Source organism: Pseudomonas sp. LjRoot71, assembly GCF_964253255.1.
Taxonomy (GTDB): domain Bacteria; phylum Pseudomonadota; class Gammaproteobacteria; order Pseudomonadales; family Pseudomonadaceae; genus Aquipseudomonas.
On the sequence record NZ_CAXURA020000001.1, the window covers coordinates 73,805 to 91,007 of the forward strand.

The window sequence follows — 17,203 nt, forward strand, 5'->3', positions numbered from 1 at the left end:
GCGCGCAGCAGCCATTGGCCAGGCAAACACCCATTCCAACGCGGCATAGCGTCGGCAGCCTGCGGGTATGGTCGCGCAAAAAAGAACGCCGACGAGAGCAAGCCTTCGTCGGCGCGGGAAATGGCCTGGGCAGTTGAACCGCACAGGCCGCCGTGGTCAGTTGGTAGAGGGAATCAGAACGCGGGAACCACCGCGCCGGAATACTTCTTCTCGATAAAGGCTTTGACTTCAGGGCTGGTCAGCGCCGCCGAGAGCTTCTTGATGGCTTCGCTGTCCTGGTTGTCCGGGCGTGTCACCAAGTAGTTCACGTAAGGCGAATCGCGGCCTTCGATCACCAGGGCGTCCTTGCTTGGATCCAGCTTGGCTTCCAGGGCGTAGTTGGTGTTGATCAGCGCCAGATCCACCTGATCAAGCACGCGTGGCAGCGTTGCCGCTTCCAGCTCACGTATCTTGATGCTCTTCGGGTTGCCGGCAATATCCTTTGGCGTCGCGAGGATGCCGCTGTCCGGCTTCAGGGTGATCACGCCGGCCTTCTGCAACAGCAGCAAAGCCCGACCGCCGTTGGTGGCGTCGTTGGGGATGGCCACAGTGGAACCTTGCGGCAGTTCAGTCAGGTTCTTGATCTTGCTGGAGTAGGCACCAAACGGCTCGACGTGTACGCCCTTGACGCTCACCAGATTCGTACCGCGATTGGCGTTGAAGGTATCCAGATAGGGCTGATGCTGGAAGTAGTTGGCATCCAGCTGTTTCTGGCTGACCTGCAGATTGGGCTGCACGTAATCGGTGAAGACTTTGACATCCAGATCGACGCCCTCCTTGGCCAGCTGCGGCTTGATCAGCTCAAGGATTTCGGCATGCGGCACGGGCGAAGCCGCCACAACCAGTTTCTCGCCGGCCTGCGCCAGGGTGACGGAAAGCGCAGCAGCCAGCGCGGTGAGCAGCAAAGTCTTTTTCATCGTGAGTTCTCTCAGTTCGTATGCCCCAGCTGGATCTTCAGGTGCGAGCGGAGCGGATTTTTCACCTGCCGGTCAGGCTCGGTTGCTGCCGACACTACTGAGATTATTTATTCCAATAAAATACTAAATAATTATTTTATTATTCGATTATTGAATATAAAGATTGCCTTGCCCTACACCCTCATAACCGCTGCCGCAGAGCATTTACGGGCTCACTGCACCAGTTGGCCCGGCCACAGCCAATGGCGAGCACACGCCAGCGCAAGCCCGCCCGTCCCGCCTGCTGCCTTTTAGCGCCGTAAACCGCTACAATCGCGCCCCTTTCGCGCCCGTGCGCCCGCTTATCTGGACCAAGATTCGTGATCTCCACCGCCAACATCACCATGCAATTCGGCGCCAAGCCGCTCTTTGAAAACGTCTCCGTGAAGTTCAACAACGGCAACCGCTACGGCCTGATCGGCGCCAACGGTTGTGGTAAGTCGACCTTTATGAAAATTCTCGGCGGTGATCTGGAGCCCTCTGCTGGCCAGGTGATGCTGGAGCCGAACGTGCGCTTGGGTAAGCTGCGTCAGGATCAGTTCGCTTACGAAGAATTCAACGTGATCGACACCGTGATCATGGGCCACGCCGAGCTGTGGAAGGTCAAGGCTGAGCGTGACCGCATCTACTCGCTGGTGGAAATGAGCGAAGAAGACGGCATGAAGGTCGGTGAGCTGGAAGGTGAGTTCGCCGAGATGGACGGCTACACCGCCGAGTCCCGCGCGGGCGAGTTGCTGCTTGGCCTGGGCATTCCGCTCGAACAGCATTTCGGGCCGATGAGCGAAGTCGCACCCGGCTGGAAGCTGCGCGTACTGTTGGCCCAGGCGCTGTTCTCCGACCCGGACGTGCTGCTGCTCGACGAGCCGACCAACCACCTGGACATCAACACCATCCGCTGGCTGGAAAACATCCTCACGGCGCGTAACAGCACCATGATCATCATTTCCCACGACCGTCACTTCCTCAACTCAGTCTGTACCCACATGGCCGACCTAGACTACGGCGAGCTGCGCCTGTTCCCGGGTAACTACGACGAGTACATGACGGCCGCGACCCAATCGCGTGAGCAACTGCTGGCTGACAACGCCAAGAAGAAGGCGCAGATCGCCGAGCTGCAAACCTTCGTCAGCCGCTTCTCGGCCAACGCCTCGAAAGCCAAGCAGGCCACCAGCCGTGCCAAGCAGATCGACAAGATCCAGCTGGCCGAGGTCAAGCCATCGAGCCGCGTCAGCCCATTTATCCGTTTCGACCAGAACAAGAAGCTGCACCGCCAGGCCGTGACCCTGGACAAACTGTCCAAGGCCTTCGACGACAAGGTGCTGTTCAAGGACTTCAGCTTCACCATCGAAGCCGGCGAGCGCGTGGCGATCATCGGCCCCAACGGTATCGGCAAGACCACCCTGCTGCGCACCCTGGTCGGTGAAATGACCCCGGACGCCGGCACCGTGAAGTGGACCGACAGCGCCGAACTGGGTTACTACGCCCAGGACCACGCCCACGACTTCGAAGCCGATGACACCCTGTTCGAGTGGATGGGCCAATGGACCCAAGGCGAGCAGAACATTCGCGCCGCTCTCGGCCGCATGCTGTTCTCCTCCGATGAAATCCAGAAATCGGTAAAAGTGCTGTCCGGTGGTGAGCAAGGCCGCATGCTGTTTGGCAAACTGGCCTGCCAGAAGCCCAACGTGCTGCTGATGGACGAACCAACCAACCACCTCGATATGGAATCCATCGAGGCGCTCAACCTGGCGCTGGAGAACTACCCGGGCACGCTGATTTTCGTCAGCCACGACCGCGAGTTCGTCAGCTCCCTGGCCACCCGCATCATCGAGCTGTCGGACAACGGCGTGACCGACTTCAGCGGCAGCTACGACGACTACCTGCGCAGCCAGGGCGTGATCGTCTGACCGGTCTGTAACCGGCATAAAAAAGCCCGCTCATTGAGCGGGCTTTTTCGTCTATGCAGCCTTATGCAGTGGCGAACAACCCGGCGATCTGCGCATGCGCGGCATTGAGGGCATTGCGGCGCGGCTCTTCACCGTAGGCCAGGCCTTCAGCGCGAACAATCTCGATGTCAGTGATACCGAGGAACCGCAGCACCAGTTGCAGGTAGTCCTCATGCGCCTGGCCACTTGGCTGGCCAGCATGGATGCCGCCGGCGGTGGAGACGATGATGACCTTCTTGCCACCGGCCAGACCTTTCGGGCCATTTTCATCGTAGGCAAAAGTCTTGCCGGCTACAGCCACGCGGTCGATCCAGGCCTTGAGCTGAGTGGGTACGGTAAAGTTGTACATCGGCGCGCCAATCACCAAAGCATCGGCAGCCAGGAATTCATTGAGTGTGGCTTCAGCCAGCTCCACTTCATGCCGCTGCGCAGCATCACGCAGCTCTGCCGGCGTACCGCCTGCCATCAGGCTGGCGGCAGACAGATGGCTCAGCGCATCGCCGGCCAGGTCGCGATAGCTCACTTGAATCTCAGGGGCAGCGGCCAACCAAGCCTCGACCACGGCGCGGCTGAGCTGACGGGAAGCGGATGAGTCGCCGAGGATGCTGGAATCGAGGTGAAGTAGTTTCATGACAATCTCCAAAATGAGATCGCCCCACGGCGATCAAGATGCTGGAGATACTACTGATGAAAGCAATAGCCGATTAGTCGGCGCAAATGCGATAGTTCGTCCTACTGATAGGACGATTAAGCCATGCATGACCTCAACGACCTGTTCTATTTCGCCAAAGTGGTAGAAGCCGGCGGTTTCGCCGCCGCCGGACGCATTCTGGGTATTCCCAAATCGCGCCTATCACGGCGGATTGCCGAACTGGAGAACCGCCTCGGCGCGCGCTTGTTGCAACGCACCACACGCAAACTGGCACTGACCGACGTTGGCGAACGCTACCTGCGTCACTGCCAGGCCATGCTGCTGGAGGCCGAACAGGCCGAGGAAACCGTGGCCAGCCTGACCAGCGAGCCCCGTGGGCGTCTACGGGTTAGCGCGCCAGGTGGTATCGCGTTATTGAGTGAGTGGGTGGTGAGCTTTCTGGCGCTCTACCCCAAGGTGCAGCTGGAGCTGATCCAGACCAGTCGGCGGATCGACCTGCTCAATGAAGGCGTGGACGTCGCCCTTCGCGTACGCAGTGCAGAAGATGAAGACCCGTCGCTGATCACCCGACGTTTGCGCCCGGCGCAGGCGTTTCTGGTGGCCGCCCCGACTTTGCTGGAAAACGCCGAAATCTGCACGCCTGAAGACCTCGCACAATTGCCAGCCCTGGGCGCATTAGAAGCAGATCGGCAGATCCACCTGCGCTTCCAGCATGGCAGCGGACGAATACAGGAGGTCATGCTGGAAGCACGTCTGGCCATCGTCGACTTCAGTGTGCGCAAGCATGCGGCTCTCGCCGGGCTGGGCTTTACCATGCTACCGGCTGCGCTGTGCCTGGATGAGCTGGCCGATGGCAGCCTGATCCGCCTGCTGCCTGACTGGGAATTACCGGCAGGCAATCTGCAACTGGTTTACACCCATAGACGCGGCATGCTGCCGGCAGTGCGCGCCTGGATTGAACACCTCAGCGAGGCCGTCAGCCGTTGGGAGCAACCGATCTAGCGGTTTACCGCGTGCAGCAAAGCCATCAACAACTGGCCGTCGAGCAACAACCAGTCAATCCATACCACCTGGTGCGCAGCAACAATCAACCAGAACACCAGCTGGAAGGACGCCTTGCGCGTCTTGTGTCGGAAACACTGCTGCGCCACCAACGCGCCCGGCCAACCACCCAGCAGCGCGACCCCATGCAGAACATTCTCCGGCGTGCGCCAGCGACCTGCCTGGGCGCTGGACTTGTCGTGCCAGTACTGCACAAAGCTGACCATGCTGGCCAGCGGATAAGCCAACAACACCCACATCACGCCAAGCTGCGTCAGCACCCGCCAACTGCCCAGTAATGGCAGCACGCAAAGCAAAGCCAGCAATGCCAGTTTCGCCGGTAGATGCTGAATCGGCCCGGAGTCGTGGCTGCGCCTCGATCGTAGCTTGGGCTTATTCGCTGGCTTAACGACTGACTGGGTTAGCGGTTTATCTGCGCGCGGTTTACGGCGAATGGCCGGGCGATCCAGCGCCAGCTCACCGGCCAGGCGGATATGCTCGGCACGCACCCTGCCCTGGGCATCCTGGCCGGCGACATACAGCACCTGATCGCCGGCAACCGGGCGACGGTCACCGCGCATGGCCGAGATATGCGCGAATAGCTCTGCACCGCCCTGCTCCGGCTGAATAAAGCCGAAGCCCTTGTCGTCATTCCAGTTGCGTAACCGGCCACGCTGTTCCATCACGTCATCCCAGAGCTTTACGCGCGATAGTGGCGCTGCAGAAAGTCCAACAGCAAAGCATTGACCTGCTCAGCCTGCTCGTTCTGAATCCAATGTCCGCAATTTTCTAGAACATGCGACTCCAGCCGGGGAACCCGCTTGGGCATCTGCTTGAGGGTATAGGCCTCCAATGTGCCCACCGGGTCCATGTCGCCCAGCAGAAACAGCGCAGGCTGCTCCACCTGCCGCTCAGCCAGTGACTCGGTGCGCTGCCAGTTACGCTCGAAGTTGCGGTACCAGTTCAGCGCACCATAGAAGCCGCGCTCCTGGAAAGTCTGCACGTAGAGTGCGAACGCCGGCGCATCACACCAGACGGGAAGCGTGCCGGGGTCCTGCATGCCGTCGAACAACCCCGCACCGGCGGTTTTTTCCTGCAGAAAGTGATCCTTGGGTACAGCGGCGGAGGTGTTGTGCATCATCATGCGCAAGGTGCGCGGGATATCTGCATCCATCTCCGCCTCAGCCACGCCCGGCTGCTGAAAATGCACGATGTAATGAAAGCGTCCGGCATACAGCTGACGCATGATGTCGATGGCCGGCTGCCGGGGCCGACCGCCAAACGGCACCGCCATGCCCACCACGGCCTGCACCCGTTGCGGCTCAAGCAAGGCTAGATGCCAGGCAATCGGCGCGCCCCAGTCATGCCCCACCACACACACCTGCTGCTGATCCAGCTGATCCATGGCCGCCTGAATATCACCGCAGATGGTCAGTACGTCGTATGCCGCCGGGTCGCGTGGTGCGCTGCTCTGGCCGTAGCCACGCATTTCCGGGATCAGCACGCGGTAACCGGCCGCAGCCAGTGGGGCAATCTGCTGCCGCCAGGAATGCCAGCATTCGGGAAAGCCATGCAGCAGCCAAACGGGTCGCCCACCCTCGGGGCCGGCACAGTACAGGCTCAGGTCAATCCCGTTGACCTGCAGAATCTGATGTTCGAGCTGATCCATATCCGCCTCCATTAACTGCGGCCACTATGACAAAGGCGCACTCGAAGGTGCGCCTTTATTCATCCGCCGAATGCACCGGCAGCAATCAGCCCTGCACGGTGCTCCAGTCAATCCACTGCAACTGCCAGGTAGCCAGAATCAGCAAGCCGAAACCGATGCGATACCAGGCAAAGGCTGCATAGCTGTGGTTGCCAATAAACTTCAGTAACGCCCGCACAGCAATCATGGCGAAGACAAACGAGGTGATAAAACCGATGGCGAACACCGGCAGATCACTGGCCTGGAAAAGATCACGGTATTTGTAGCCGGAATACACCGCGGCACCGACCATGGTCGGCATGGCGAGAAAGAAGGAGAACTCGGTAGCGGCCTTGCGCGACAGGCCAAACAGCAGACCACCAATAATCGTCGCGCCGGAACGTGAAGTGCCCGGAATCATCGCCAGACACTGAGCAAAACCAATTTTCAGGGCGTCTTTCCAGTTCATGTCATCGACGCTTTCCGCATGCACAAGGTGCGTGCGCCGCTCGGCCCAGAGCATGATCACTCCACCGATGACCAAGGCCAGGGCCACGGTGATCGGGTTGAACAGGTAATGGTGAATCAGATCGGCAAACAAAACACCCAGGGCTACCGCAGGCAGAAAGGCGATCAGCAGATTCACGGTAAAGCGCTGCGCCTGCGGTTCTTTCGGCAGGCCGATGACAATGTCGAAGATCTTGCGCCGGTATTCCCATACCACCGCCAGAATCGCCCCAAGCTGGATGATGATGTTGAACGCCATCGCCCGCTCGCCGCCAAAACCGATCAGATCCGCAACAATGATCTGGTGCCCGGTGCTGGAAATCGGCAGAAACTCGGTCAGCCCTTCCACCACACCCAGAATAAATGCCTGCAAGGCAACCCAAAGATCCATCCCCACTCCCCAACACGTGCGTTTTTGGCACGAACAACAACGATGATGATGAACCCGCGAGTGCGTCGACAGCCTTTGCGAGCAAAGGTTCCCTCGCGCAGAAAAAACAGCCAAATCACACACTTAACAAACAGTGGCGCAAATCCTAACAGAGAACATACAGACATGGTGCTGCCAACCCAGACGCTCGGAATCGCCCACCTATAGACAACTGCTGGCCATTGGCCTTCTACACTGTGCTTATCCGCCAATTAGCCTAAGGTCTAACGTAGGAAAACAGCGCGCTCAGCCTATAAGAGCGCCTCACAAAAACATAAGGGAGCCTAGTCCCATGAACAGCTTGCGCAGCCTACCCATCAATCGTCGTCTGTGGCTGATTCTGGCAGTGTCCATCCTGATGCTGGTGATCCAGGGCGCATTGTTGCTGCAGCAGATTCACACCGACCTGTATGCCGCCAAGGGTGAGAAGACCCAGCATGTGGTGCAGAGTGCAGCCGGGATTCTGAAATACTTCCATGGCCTGGAAACGGCTGGCAGCCTGCCCCGTGAACAGGCACAGAAACAGGCCATGGAGGCGATTCGCGGCCTGCGCTATGCCGGCCAGGAATACTTCTGGATCAACGATCAGACGCCCGTGATGATCATGCATCCCACCAACCCCAAACTTGAGGGGCAGAACCTCTCGGGCTTCAAGGACCCTGACGGCAAAGCCCTGTTCAATGAGATGGTGGCCATCAGCAAGAGCCAGGGCGCCGGCCAGGTGAACTACCGCTGGCCCAAACCCGGTGCCAGCGATCCGGTGCCCAAGGTGTCCTATGTCGAACTGTTCCAGCCCTGGGGCTGGATTATTGGTTCAGGGGTGTACGTCGATGATGTCCAGGCCGAGTTCCAGACCCAGGCCCTGAAAGCGGTGATTATCGGCCTCGGCATTGCCATATTGGTGGCGTTGCTGGTGGTGCTGATCGTGCGCAGCATCACCCAGCCACTGCAACAGGCCGTCAGCGCCATGGCCAATATCGCCAGCGGCGACGGCGACCTGACGCGCAACCTGGACACCCATGGCAGCGATGAGCTGTCCGCCCTGTCCCGCCATTTCAATGTGTTTACCGAGAAGTTGCGCCAGGTGATCCGCCAGTCACTCGACTCCGCCGGCAAACTCGATGTAGCCGCCCGCGAACTCGGGCAGATTTCCAGCCAGGCGCAGCAGCACAGCGAGCAGCAATCACAGCAGATGGAACTGGTGGCCACGGCAATCAACCAGGTCACCTATGGCGTTCAGGATGTGGCGAAGAACGCCGAACATGCTTCATCAGAAGTGCATACCGCCGAAGATCAGGCGCGGCAGGGCCAGCAGAACATCGAAAGCAGCCTGCGGCAGATCACCGAACTGTCCGCCACCATCACTCAGGCTGTCGAAGTCATTCAGGCCTTGGCTCAGGAAAGCACGCAGATCGGCAGCGTGCTTGAAGTGATTCGCTCGATTGCCGAGCAGACCAACCTGCTGGCCCTCAACGCCGCCATCGAGGCAGCCCGGGCTGGCGAGCAAGGCCGTGGTTTTGCCGTGGTGGCCGACGAAGTCCGCCTACTGGCGCAGCGCACGCAGAAATCCACCGCCGAAATCCAGGTAATGATTGAACGCCTGCAAGGTAACTCTGAGGCCGCCGTTAAAGTCATCAACGACAGCAGCAAAGCCTCACAACTGACCATCGAGCAGGCCAGACAGGCGGGCGTCAGCCTCACCCAGATTGCCAACGGTTTGCGCAACCTCACCGGCTTGAACGCTTCCATCGCCAGCGCGACGCTGCAACAATCGCATGTGGTCGAAGACATCAACCAGAATGTCACCCAGGCGGCCAGCCTGGCTCATAACAATGCCCTGGCAGCACAACAATCCAGCGACGCCGGGCAGCACCTAGGCCAGCTTGCTGAGCAACTGAACAGGCTGCTGGGACAGTTCAGGGTATAAATACTAAATGAGCAGTATGGAACATCAGGAAGTCGACCTCAGCAAACCGCAGAACCAGGACCTGATCTGGGACCTGGACAGCATTGCCAGGCGCGAGCTGGCCGAGCGCTTTATCAAGCTGTTCGAGAACCGTCTGTGCGTTTACTCGGAATCGACCCGCCAGCTGTACACCAACTATGACCTGCACTTCCCCAGCGACCTGGGGCGCAAGATGGTGGTGCTGCCCAACCCCTATGCGTTTCACGACACCCTGAATGGCATAGAAGCGCTGGCCGTACGCAAGACCGGGCTCTGTGTGCTGCCCGGCGTGGTGCTGAACAAGCCTGGCCTGCTGCTGACCACGATGATCAAGGAAGGCGGCCCTGCCCCCAAGACCATGCCATTCAAACCCGCCCTGGCGCAGATCATCAGCAATCAGAAAAAGGCGGGGGACATTTTCCTGCCGATCATGATGAAAGGTGACCTGCGCGAGTTCGATCAGCAGATGCCTTACATCCACTTGCATCGCCTGCAAGTCGGCCGCCTGACACGTCTGTCGACCTTCGAACGCGACGATATCCAGCAGACCATCACCCGCAAACTGTTGATGCTGTACCGCCAGGCCGACAGCCTGAGCTGCCACTGAGGCTGCACACCGACCAATAAAAAACGGGCATCAACGCACTGATGCCCGTTTTTTTGTACCGGTCGCGGGTCTTACTGCTGGCTGACCCAGAACACCGCAGTGGCGACGAAGATCAGAATCAAGGCAAAGATGGCCTTGGCATCAACCACGCTGTCAGCATTATCCGGTTCACTGTGTTCACTCATGGACTACCCCTCTTGTTGTGTTTATGGGTGAATCGTCTTATGCAGTTAAGACCAGCATGCCCGCTTACTCAAGCCGTGGGGCTATGTTCAAGGGCCGTCTTATCCCTTTAAGTTCTTTCCATATACTCAAACATCACTTTTGCGCATAACCCTGAGCTGGTATCTTCCTCCGGCTCCGCAGGGAGTGCGCGGCCGTGCGCGCTGATAGCTGTAAAAAGCCTGATAACAGGACACTCCATGTACGTATACGACCAGTACGACCAAAAAATCGTCGAAGACCGCGTCAAGCAGTATCGCGATCAAACCCGCCGTTACCTCGCTGGTGAACTGAGCGGTGAAGAATTCCGCCCGCTGCGCCTGCAGAATGGCCTGTACATCCAGCGCTTTGCGCCGATGCTGCGCGTTGCCGTGCCGTACGGCCTGATGTCTTCCGCCCAAGTACGCATGATGGCCAAGATTGCCCGTGACTACGACAAGGGTTACGCGCATATCAGCACCCGCCAGAACGTCCAGTTCAACTGGCCGGACCTGGAAGATGTGCCCGATATTCTCGCCGAGCTGGCCACCGTTCAGATGCACGCGATCCAGACCAGCGGCAACTGCATCCGTAACACCACCACCGACCAGTTCGCGGGCGTGGCCAAGGATGAAATTATCGACCCGCGCCCCTGGTGCGAGATTATCCGCCAGTGGTCGACCTTCCACCCCGAGTTCACTCACCTGCCGCGCAAGTTCAAGATTGCCGTCAACGGTGCAGTGAGCGACCGTGCAGCGATTGAAGTGCACGACATCGGCCTGGAAGCGGTACAGAACGACGCAGGTGAACTGGGCTTCCGCGTGTCCGTCGGTGGCGGCCTGGGCCGTACTCCGATCGTCGGCAGCTTTATCAACGAGTTCCTGCCCTGGCAGCACCTAATCAGCTACCTCGACGCCATCCTGCGTGTGTACAACCGCTACGGCCGTCGCGATAACAAGTACAAGGCGCGCATCAAGATTCTGGTCAAGGCGTTGACCCCTGAAGTCTTCGCCGAGCGCGTCAATGCTGAGTGGGTCCACCTGAAAGACGGCCCGACCACCCTGACCGAAGCTGAAGTGGCGCGCGTTGCCGCGCACTTTATCGACCCAACTTACAAAGCCCTCGACGATCAGGATGCCGCGCTGGCTGCCCTGGATGCCGAACACCCAGGCTTTGCCCGCTGGCGTCAGCGCAACACCTTCGCCCACAAGAAGCCGGGCTATGTCGCCGTTACTCTGTCACTGAAACCGACCGGCGTGGCGCCAGGCGATGTCACCGACAAGCAGTTTGATGCGATTGCCGACCTGGCCGACCGCTACAGCTTTGGCGAAGTGCGCAACAGCCACAACCAGAACATCATCCTCGCGGATGTTGAGCAGGCGCAGCTGTTCACCCTGTGGGGCGAGCTGCGTGAAAACGGTTTCGCCACGCCGAACGTCGGCCTGCTGACCGATATCATCTGCTGCCCAGGCGGCGACTTCTGCTCGCTGGCCAACGCCAAGTCGATCCCGATTGCCGAAGCCATCCAGCGCCGTTTCGACGACCTGGATTACCTGTTCGACATCGGCAATATCGACCTGAATATCTCCGGTTGCATGAACGCCTGCGGTCACCACCACGTTGGCCATATCGGCATCCTCGGGGTGGATAAGAAAGGCCAGGAGTTCTATCAGGTGTCCCTCGGCGGCAGCGCCGGTCGTGACGCCAGCCTGGCGCAGATCCTCGGCCCATCCTTCGCCGAAGCAGACATGGCTGATGTGATCGACAAGATCGTCAAGGTCTATGTCGAGCGCCGCACCGAAGAAGAGAGTTTCCTCGACACCTTCCGCCGTATTGGCGTCGACCCGTTCAAGGAGCGCGTATATGCAGCGAATCATTAAGAACGGTCAACTGATCGACGAAAGCTGGCACCTGCTGCCCAAGGACGCCACGCTGGACGGCATTCCCAACTGCGACGACCTGATCGTGCCGCTGGGCTTGTGGGTCGAGCACAGCACCGCGCTCAAGGCCCGTGATGGCGGCCTGGGCGTGTGGCTGGATGCGGGCGAGGAAATCGAGGAAATCGCCGATCAGCTGGATAACTTCCAGGTTATCGCGCTGAACTTCCCTGCTTTCACCGATGGCCGCCACTGCTCCACCGCCTACCTGCTGCGCAACCGCTACGGCTACAAAGGCGAAGTGCGTGCCATCGGCGATGTACTGCGCGATCAGCTGTTCTCCTACCTGCGCGTGGGCTTCGATGCCTTCGCCCTGCGTGAGGACAAAGACCCGCTGGACGCTTTGAAAGCCTTCGAGGAGTTCAGCGAGGTTTATCAGGCCTCCACGGACCAGCCGCTGCCGCTATTCCGCCGCCGCGCCTGATTGGCTCAGCATTGAAAAGCCCCGCTCTGCGGGGCTTTTTTATTTCAGGCTTTCACGCTGTCCCAGGCCACCTGAGCCAATAGTTCGCGACAGTCCGCCAGCTGTGTCTGCGTGCGCCCCGCCAGCCAGTTGCGCGAGAAGTCGTGGGTCGGCCCGATGATCACCGAAGCAAAGCAGTCCACCGGCATGGCTTTGAACAGCCCCTCTTCGCGGTAGCGCGAGAGCGCGGCAAATATCCGCTGAAAGTGCTCGCGGTTGGCTTCACGCAACTGCTCACCCATTTCCCCGGCCTCCACACGGCTGCGGCTGTGCAGGACAAAACGCGCCCAGTCGGGGTTGGCCGCCACCCAATCGATATAGCTGGTGACCAGCAGCTTGACGCAGGCCTCGGCGCTGTCAGCCGTGGCAAAGCCCTCTTCCAGCATCGCCGCGTACTCAGCCGTACCCGCCAGATAGAGCGCGGCGATGATTCGCTCCTTGTTGCCGAAGTGGTGATACAGGCTGCCGATGCTGGCCTCGGAACGATCACGGATCATCTCGATGGTGGTGCCATCGACTCCAACCTCGGTGAAGCAGGCCAGTGCGGCCTGAAGGATTTCATCTTTGCGGGAACGACGGGCCATGCTTTCCTCGGCGACAACTCAACTAGAATATATTTCTAGAATTAAATTCCAATATTCGTATACTGCCCTGGCGCGCACATCTCTTCAATCAGTAAACAAGCCAGGAGAACCCCATGAGCCAGATGTTACAGATGTTCCAGCAGGCAGGCCCGCTGCAGTTCAGCGCCATGATCGGCCAGGTCGCGCCCTACTTCGCCAGCATCGCCCCGCAATTCGTCGAGCTGCGCCCAGGCTACGCCGAAGTCACCTTCCCCAAACGCCGCGAGGTGCTCAACCATATTGGCACCGTGCACGCGATAGCCCTGTGCAACGCGGCCGAACTGGCTGCTGGAACCATGACCGACGCCTCCATCCCCACAGGTTGCCGCTGGATTCCGCGCGGTATGACCGTGGAATACCTGGCCAAGGCCGATGGCGATATTCGCGCCGTGGCCGATGGCAGCGCCATCGACTGGAGCCAACTGGGTGACGTGACTGTGCCAGTACAGGCCTTTGTCGGCGACAAAGCGGTGTTTCGCGCCGACATCACCATGTACGTCAGTCAAGCCTAAGCCCCGGAAATACAAAGGCCCGGAAATACCGGGCCTTATCAGACACGCTAGCCATCAAGCCAGGTTGACCAGCACCCGCCCGACCTGTTTACCCGCCAGTATCTGCGCAATGGTTGCCGGCAATTGCTCAAGCGTCACTTCGCTGACCAATGCATCGAGGCTGACCTTCCATTGCAGCGACAGCTTGTCCCACATCGAGGCTTTGACCACCAGCGGCAGCTCTACAGAGTCGACCCCCAGCAGGTTCACGCCGCGAAGGATAAACGGCAGTACGCTGCCTTTGAAGCCGACCCCGGCCGTCAGCCCACAGCAGGCCACGCTGGCGCCGTAGCGCAGCGACTTGACTACATTGAACAGGATGTCCCCGCCCACACAATCCACGGCGCCCGCCCACTGTTCCTTGAGCATCGGCTTATCGGTGCCGTCCTGTAACTCACTACGCGACACTACTTGCTGCGCGCCCAGTGCCTTGAGGTAATCGGCCTGCTCCGCCTTGCCCGTCGAGGCCGCGACGCGATAGCCCAGCGAGGTCAGCAGGGCCACAGCAACACTGCCCACACCACCCGTAGCCCCCGTTACCAGCACAGGGCCGGCATCCGGGCTCAGGCCGCTTTGCTCCAGCTTGTCCACACACAGTGCCGCCGTGAGGCCGGCTGTACCGAGCACCATGGCTTCACGCAGGGATAAGCCCTTGGGACGCTTCAGCGCCCAGTTGGCCGGAATGCGGATGTACTGGGCAAAACCACCCGAGGTGTTCATGCCCAGGTCATAACCGGTGACGATCACCTCATCACCCACGCTGAACTCAGCCACGCTGGACGCCTCCACCACACCCGCAGCATCGATGCCCGGGGTGTGCGGAAAGTGCTTGGTCACACCGCGGTTGCCACTGGCCGACAGCGCATCCTTGTAGTTGAGCGAGGAGTACTTGACCCGAATCAGCAACTCACCGGCCGGCAAGTCGTTGATGTCGCGCTGCACAATCACCTGTTCGAAACCGCCCGTAGCACTTTCACGAGCCTGCAATGCACTGAACTTGCTCATCTTCTTCCTCTGTATGAAGGCGTTATTACCAGAAGCGCTGCTGATTCAAACGACTCAACCAGTTCAGCACGAAGCGATCCAGCGCCACGCTACCGGCCAGGCCAACACGCTCCTGCAGGGTTTTCTTTTCGGCATAGTGCAGATGAAACAGCTCGGCACTTTTCGCCCGTTCAGCCAAGTACTCGTCGCTGGTTTTCAATTCATCCACCAGCTGTTTCTCCAGCGCTGCCAGGCCTAGCCAGACTTCACCGGTGGCAATCTGATCGATATCCAGTTGTGGCCGGTAACGCGCAACAAAACCTTTGAACAATTCGTGGGTGGTTTCCAGGTCGTCCTGAAACTTCTCCCGGCCTTTATCGGTATTCTCGCCAAACACGGTCAGGGTGCGTTTGTACTCACCCGCGGTGAGCACCTCGAAATCGATATCGTGCTTCTTTAGCAGACGATGCACGTTAGGCAACTGCGCCACCACACCAATCGAGCCGAGAATGGCGAATGGCGCGGAAATGATCTTCTCGCCAATACAGGCCATCATGTAGCCGCCGCTGGCCGCAACCTTGTCGATACAGATCGTCAGCGGCACGCCCGCTTGGCGAATGCGCGCCAGCTGCGAAGAGGCCAAGCCGTAGCTGTGTACCATGCCACCACCGCTTTCCAGGCGCAGCACCACTTCATCCTGCGGCGTGGCCATGCTCAGTAAAGCAGTGATTTCATGGCGCAGGCTGTCGGTGGCCGAGGCTTTGATATCCCCATCGAAATCCAGCACATAGACACGTGGTTTCTGCGTACCGGCCTTTTTCTCCAGCTTGGCCGCCTTGGCTTCGGCTTTGGCTGCAGCCTTCAGCTGATCCTTGTCGAGCACCGCGTGTTCGACACGCTGTTGCAGTTGCTTGAAGAAGTCATTGAGCTTGTTCACCTGCAATTGGCCCGTAGTCTGACGCCCTTTGCCACGCAAAGCGGCAATTGTGACCAGCACCACCACAATGGCGACAACCAGGGTGACCGTCTTGGCCAGAAAGCCGATGTACTCTGCAAAAAACTCCACGTATTGCCCCTCAATCCAGTGACAGCGCCGATTCATCAAGCACGCTGATTGACCGCAAGCATACCGAGGCCATGGGTTGGCGGCCAGCAAGCTGAGGACTGGCCATTCAGCGCATCGATGCAATTCAAACAAGCGTATGTTTTTACGTTGACAGCTCCTGAGCTTCCTCATACCCTCGCGAAACTTTCAACGTACCGGAATCGAGCGGACGTGGGCAGCATCTACCTGATTCGACATGGCCAAGCCTCATTCGGTGCCGACGATTACGATGTGCTATCGCCCATCGGAATTCGCCAGGCCGAAGTGCTAGGCGCGCACCTTGCGCAACTTGGTACGCGCATTGACCGCAGCGTCAGCGGCGATCTGCGTCGTCAGCAGCACACGGCCAATGCCGCACTCAAGCAGCTGCAGGATGCCGAACTGGCAAGCGCTGCGCTGGAGATCGATGCAGCCTTCAATGAATTCTACGCCGACGCGGTGATTCGCGCCCTGCTGCCCGACCTGCTCCCGGAAGAACCCGAAGCGCTGCACATCCTGCGTAATGCGGCGCAGAACCGTGGCGAATTCCAGCGCCTGTTCGCCACGCTGATTGGCCGCTGGGTCAGCGGTGAGCATGACAAACCCGGCCTGCAAAGCTGGCAGGCGTTCGTCGAACAGGTGCAGGGTGGCCTGGAGCGTGTGCTACAGCAGGCTGACAGTAAACAGAACATCGCCATATTCACCTCAGGCGGCACCATTACCGCCCTGCTGCACCTGATCACCGGCATTGCGCCAGCGCAGGCTTTCGAGCTGAACTGGCAAATCGTCAACACCTCACTAAGCTGCCTGAAGTTTCGTGGCAAGCAAGTGAGCCTGGCTTCCTTCAACAGCCATGTGCATCTCCAGCTGTTGAAGGCGCCGGAACTCATCACTTATCGCTGAGTCCGGCCCACTGCACCCTGACGGGCGCTAGTAAAACCCAAGAAAAAGGAAAACATCATGAGCGTTGCAGACATCGTCCAAACCATGCACTCCAAGTTCAACGCCAGCGCTGCCGCCGGCCTGGATCTGGTATTCCAGTTCAACATCGAAGACGGCGAGAACTACGCACTGATCGTCAAAGACGGCACCTGCGCCGTTGAGAAAGGCGACAACGCCAACGCCAACGTGACCCTGATCATGGACACCGACACCCTGAAAGGCATCACCAGCGGCGAAACCGACGGCATGCAAGCCTTCATGTCCGGCAAACTGCGCGCCGAAGGCGACATGATGCTGGCCATGAAACTGGGCGAACTGTTCCCGGTTTAAGTGGAAACAGCAGCACAGTTGCACAACAAACCGGAGTCCTCGACTCCGGTTTTTTTATGTTCAGTACATCCATGTGCTTCTCCCCTTCGGGGCTTGCGCGCAAAAATGCTCCTGGCGTTTTTGTGGCCTGCCATCCATGGCAGCCACCCTAAGGGCTATCGCTACGCGACGTTAACACTGGCTCCCGGTCAGTTTTTGATGTCTTGCAACACGCTCCAGAACAGCCAATCAGGCAGCTTGATTAGGTAGCAACACGCGCGCCTATAACGGCGGGTAAT

General features: G+C 59.2%; 17 protein-coding genes. 9 read left to right on the plus strand and 8 right to left on the minus strand.

Annotated features, from left to right (window positions below):
• Nucleotides 1-173: 173 nt before the first annotated feature.
• Nucleotides 174-956 (minus strand): MetQ/NlpA family ABC transporter substrate-binding protein, encoded by a 783-nt coding sequence (locus tag ACSQ17_RS00315; RefSeq protein ID WP_436067107.1) that lies wholly within the window; start codon nt 954-956, stop codon nt 174-176.
• Nucleotides 957-1,315: 359 nt separating this feature from the next.
• On the opposite strand from ACSQ17_RS00315, the gene ACSQ17_RS00320 reads away from it, so the two are divergent.
• Nucleotides 1,316-2,902, plus strand: a complete 1,587-nt coding sequence (locus tag ACSQ17_RS00320; RefSeq protein WP_436067108.1) for an ABC-F family ATPase — start codon at nt 1,316-1,318, stop codon at nt 2,900-2,902.
• Nucleotides 2,903-2,963: 61 nt separating this feature from the next.
• Here the strand turns inward: ACSQ17_RS00320 and ACSQ17_RS00325 are convergent, their stop codons facing one another.
• Complete coding sequence (locus tag ACSQ17_RS00325; RefSeq protein WP_436067109.1) at nt 2,964-3,572, minus strand: FMN-dependent NADH-azoreductase; 609 nt, start codon at nt 3,570-3,572, stop codon at nt 2,964-2,966.
• 123 nt (nt 3,573-3,695) lie between these two features.
• On the opposite strand from ACSQ17_RS00325, the gene ACSQ17_RS00330 reads away from it, so the two are divergent.
• On the plus strand, nt 3,696-4,595 hold the full coding sequence (locus tag ACSQ17_RS00330) for a LysR substrate-binding domain-containing protein (protein WP_436067110.1): 900 nt from the start codon (nt 3,696-3,698) through the stop codon (nt 4,593-4,595).
• Here ACSQ17_RS00330 and ACSQ17_RS00335 read toward each other — a convergent pair.
• The 3 genes from ACSQ17_RS00335 to ACSQ17_RS00345 form a co-directional block, all read right to left on the minus strand.
• Nucleotides 4,592-5,317 (minus strand): DUF1294 domain-containing protein, encoded by a 726-nt coding sequence (locus tag ACSQ17_RS00335; RefSeq protein ID WP_436067111.1) that lies wholly within the window; start codon nt 5,315-5,317, stop codon nt 4,592-4,594. The genes ACSQ17_RS00330 and ACSQ17_RS00335 overlap by 4 nt on opposite strands.
• 17 nt (nt 5,318-5,334) lie before the next feature.
• The gene (locus ACSQ17_RS00340; protein WP_436067112.1) at nt 5,335-6,303 is read right to left on the minus strand and encodes an alpha/beta fold hydrolase; all 969 of its coding nucleotides are present in this window, start codon (nt 6,301-6,303) and stop codon (nt 5,335-5,337) included.
• Nucleotides 6,304-6,388: 85 nt separating this feature from the next.
• On the minus strand, nt 6,389-7,219 hold the full coding sequence (locus tag ACSQ17_RS00345) for an undecaprenyl-diphosphate phosphatase (protein ID WP_436067113.1): 831 nt from the start codon (nt 7,217-7,219) through the stop codon (nt 6,389-6,391).
• A gap of 331 nt (nt 7,220-7,550) precedes the next feature.
• Between ACSQ17_RS00345 and ACSQ17_RS00350 the strand changes: the two genes are divergently transcribed.
• From ACSQ17_RS00350 to ACSQ17_RS00365, 4 genes are all read left to right on the plus strand, one after another.
• Nucleotides 7,551-9,185: a methyl-accepting chemotaxis protein gene (locus ACSQ17_RS00350; RefSeq protein WP_436067114.1), complete on the plus strand. Its 1,635-nt coding sequence runs from the start codon at nt 7,551-7,553 to the stop codon at nt 9,183-9,185.
• A gap of 7 nt (nt 9,186-9,192) precedes the next feature.
• Nucleotides 9,193-9,810, plus strand: a complete 618-nt coding sequence (locus tag ACSQ17_RS00355; RefSeq protein WP_233684835.1) for a hypothetical protein — start codon at nt 9,193-9,195, stop codon at nt 9,808-9,810.
• Nucleotides 9,811-10,232: 422 nt separating this feature from the next.
• A complete protein-coding gene (locus ACSQ17_RS00360; RefSeq protein WP_436067115.1) occupies nt 10,233-11,891 on the plus strand; it encodes a nitrite/sulfite reductase in 1,659 nt (552 codons plus the stop codon).
• Nucleotides 11,875-12,372, plus strand: coding sequence for a DUF934 domain-containing protein (locus ACSQ17_RS00365; protein ID WP_397493264.1), 498 nt, complete (start codon nt 11,875-11,877; stop codon nt 12,370-12,372). The genes ACSQ17_RS00360 and ACSQ17_RS00365 overlap by 17 nt, the downstream gene beginning before the upstream one ends.
• Nucleotides 12,373-12,416: 44 nt before the next feature.
• Here the strand turns inward: ACSQ17_RS00365 and ACSQ17_RS00370 are convergent, their stop codons facing one another.
• Complete coding sequence (locus tag ACSQ17_RS00370) at nt 12,417-12,995, minus strand: TetR/AcrR family transcriptional regulator (protein WP_436067116.1); 579 nt, start codon at nt 12,993-12,995, stop codon at nt 12,417-12,419.
• Nucleotides 12,996-13,108: 113 nt separating this feature from the next.
• On the opposite strand from ACSQ17_RS00370, the gene ACSQ17_RS00375 reads away from it, so the two are divergent.
• Nucleotides 13,109-13,546, plus strand: coding sequence for a hotdog fold domain-containing protein (locus ACSQ17_RS00375; RefSeq protein WP_436067117.1), 438 nt, complete (start codon nt 13,109-13,111; stop codon nt 13,544-13,546).
• 54 nt (nt 13,547-13,600) lie between these two features.
• Here the strand turns inward: ACSQ17_RS00375 and ACSQ17_RS00380 are convergent, their stop codons facing one another.
• Both ACSQ17_RS00380 and sohB read right to left on the minus strand, forming a co-directional pair.
• Nucleotides 13,601-14,590: a YhdH/YhfP family quinone oxidoreductase gene (locus tag ACSQ17_RS00380; protein WP_436067118.1), complete on the minus strand. Its 990-nt coding sequence runs from the start codon at nt 14,588-14,590 to the stop codon at nt 13,601-13,603.
• 25 nt (nt 14,591-14,615) lie between these two features.
• Nucleotides 14,616-15,635, minus strand: coding sequence for a protease SohB (gene sohB, locus ACSQ17_RS00385; protein ID WP_436067119.1), 1,020 nt, complete (start codon nt 15,633-15,635; stop codon nt 14,616-14,618).
• A gap of 210 nt (nt 15,636-15,845) precedes the next feature.
• On the opposite strand from sohB, the gene ACSQ17_RS00390 reads away from it, so the two are divergent.
• Nucleotides 15,846-16,556: a histidine phosphatase family protein gene (locus ACSQ17_RS00390; protein WP_436067120.1), complete on the plus strand. Its 711-nt coding sequence runs from the start codon at nt 15,846-15,848 to the stop codon at nt 16,554-16,556.
• Nucleotides 16,557-16,610: 54 nt separating this feature from the next.
• Nucleotides 16,611-16,925: an SCP2 sterol-binding domain-containing protein gene (locus ACSQ17_RS00395; RefSeq protein WP_233685214.1), complete on the plus strand. Its 315-nt coding sequence runs from the start codon at nt 16,611-16,613 to the stop codon at nt 16,923-16,925.
• The last annotated feature ends 278 nt before the right edge of the window (nt 16,926-17,203 follow it).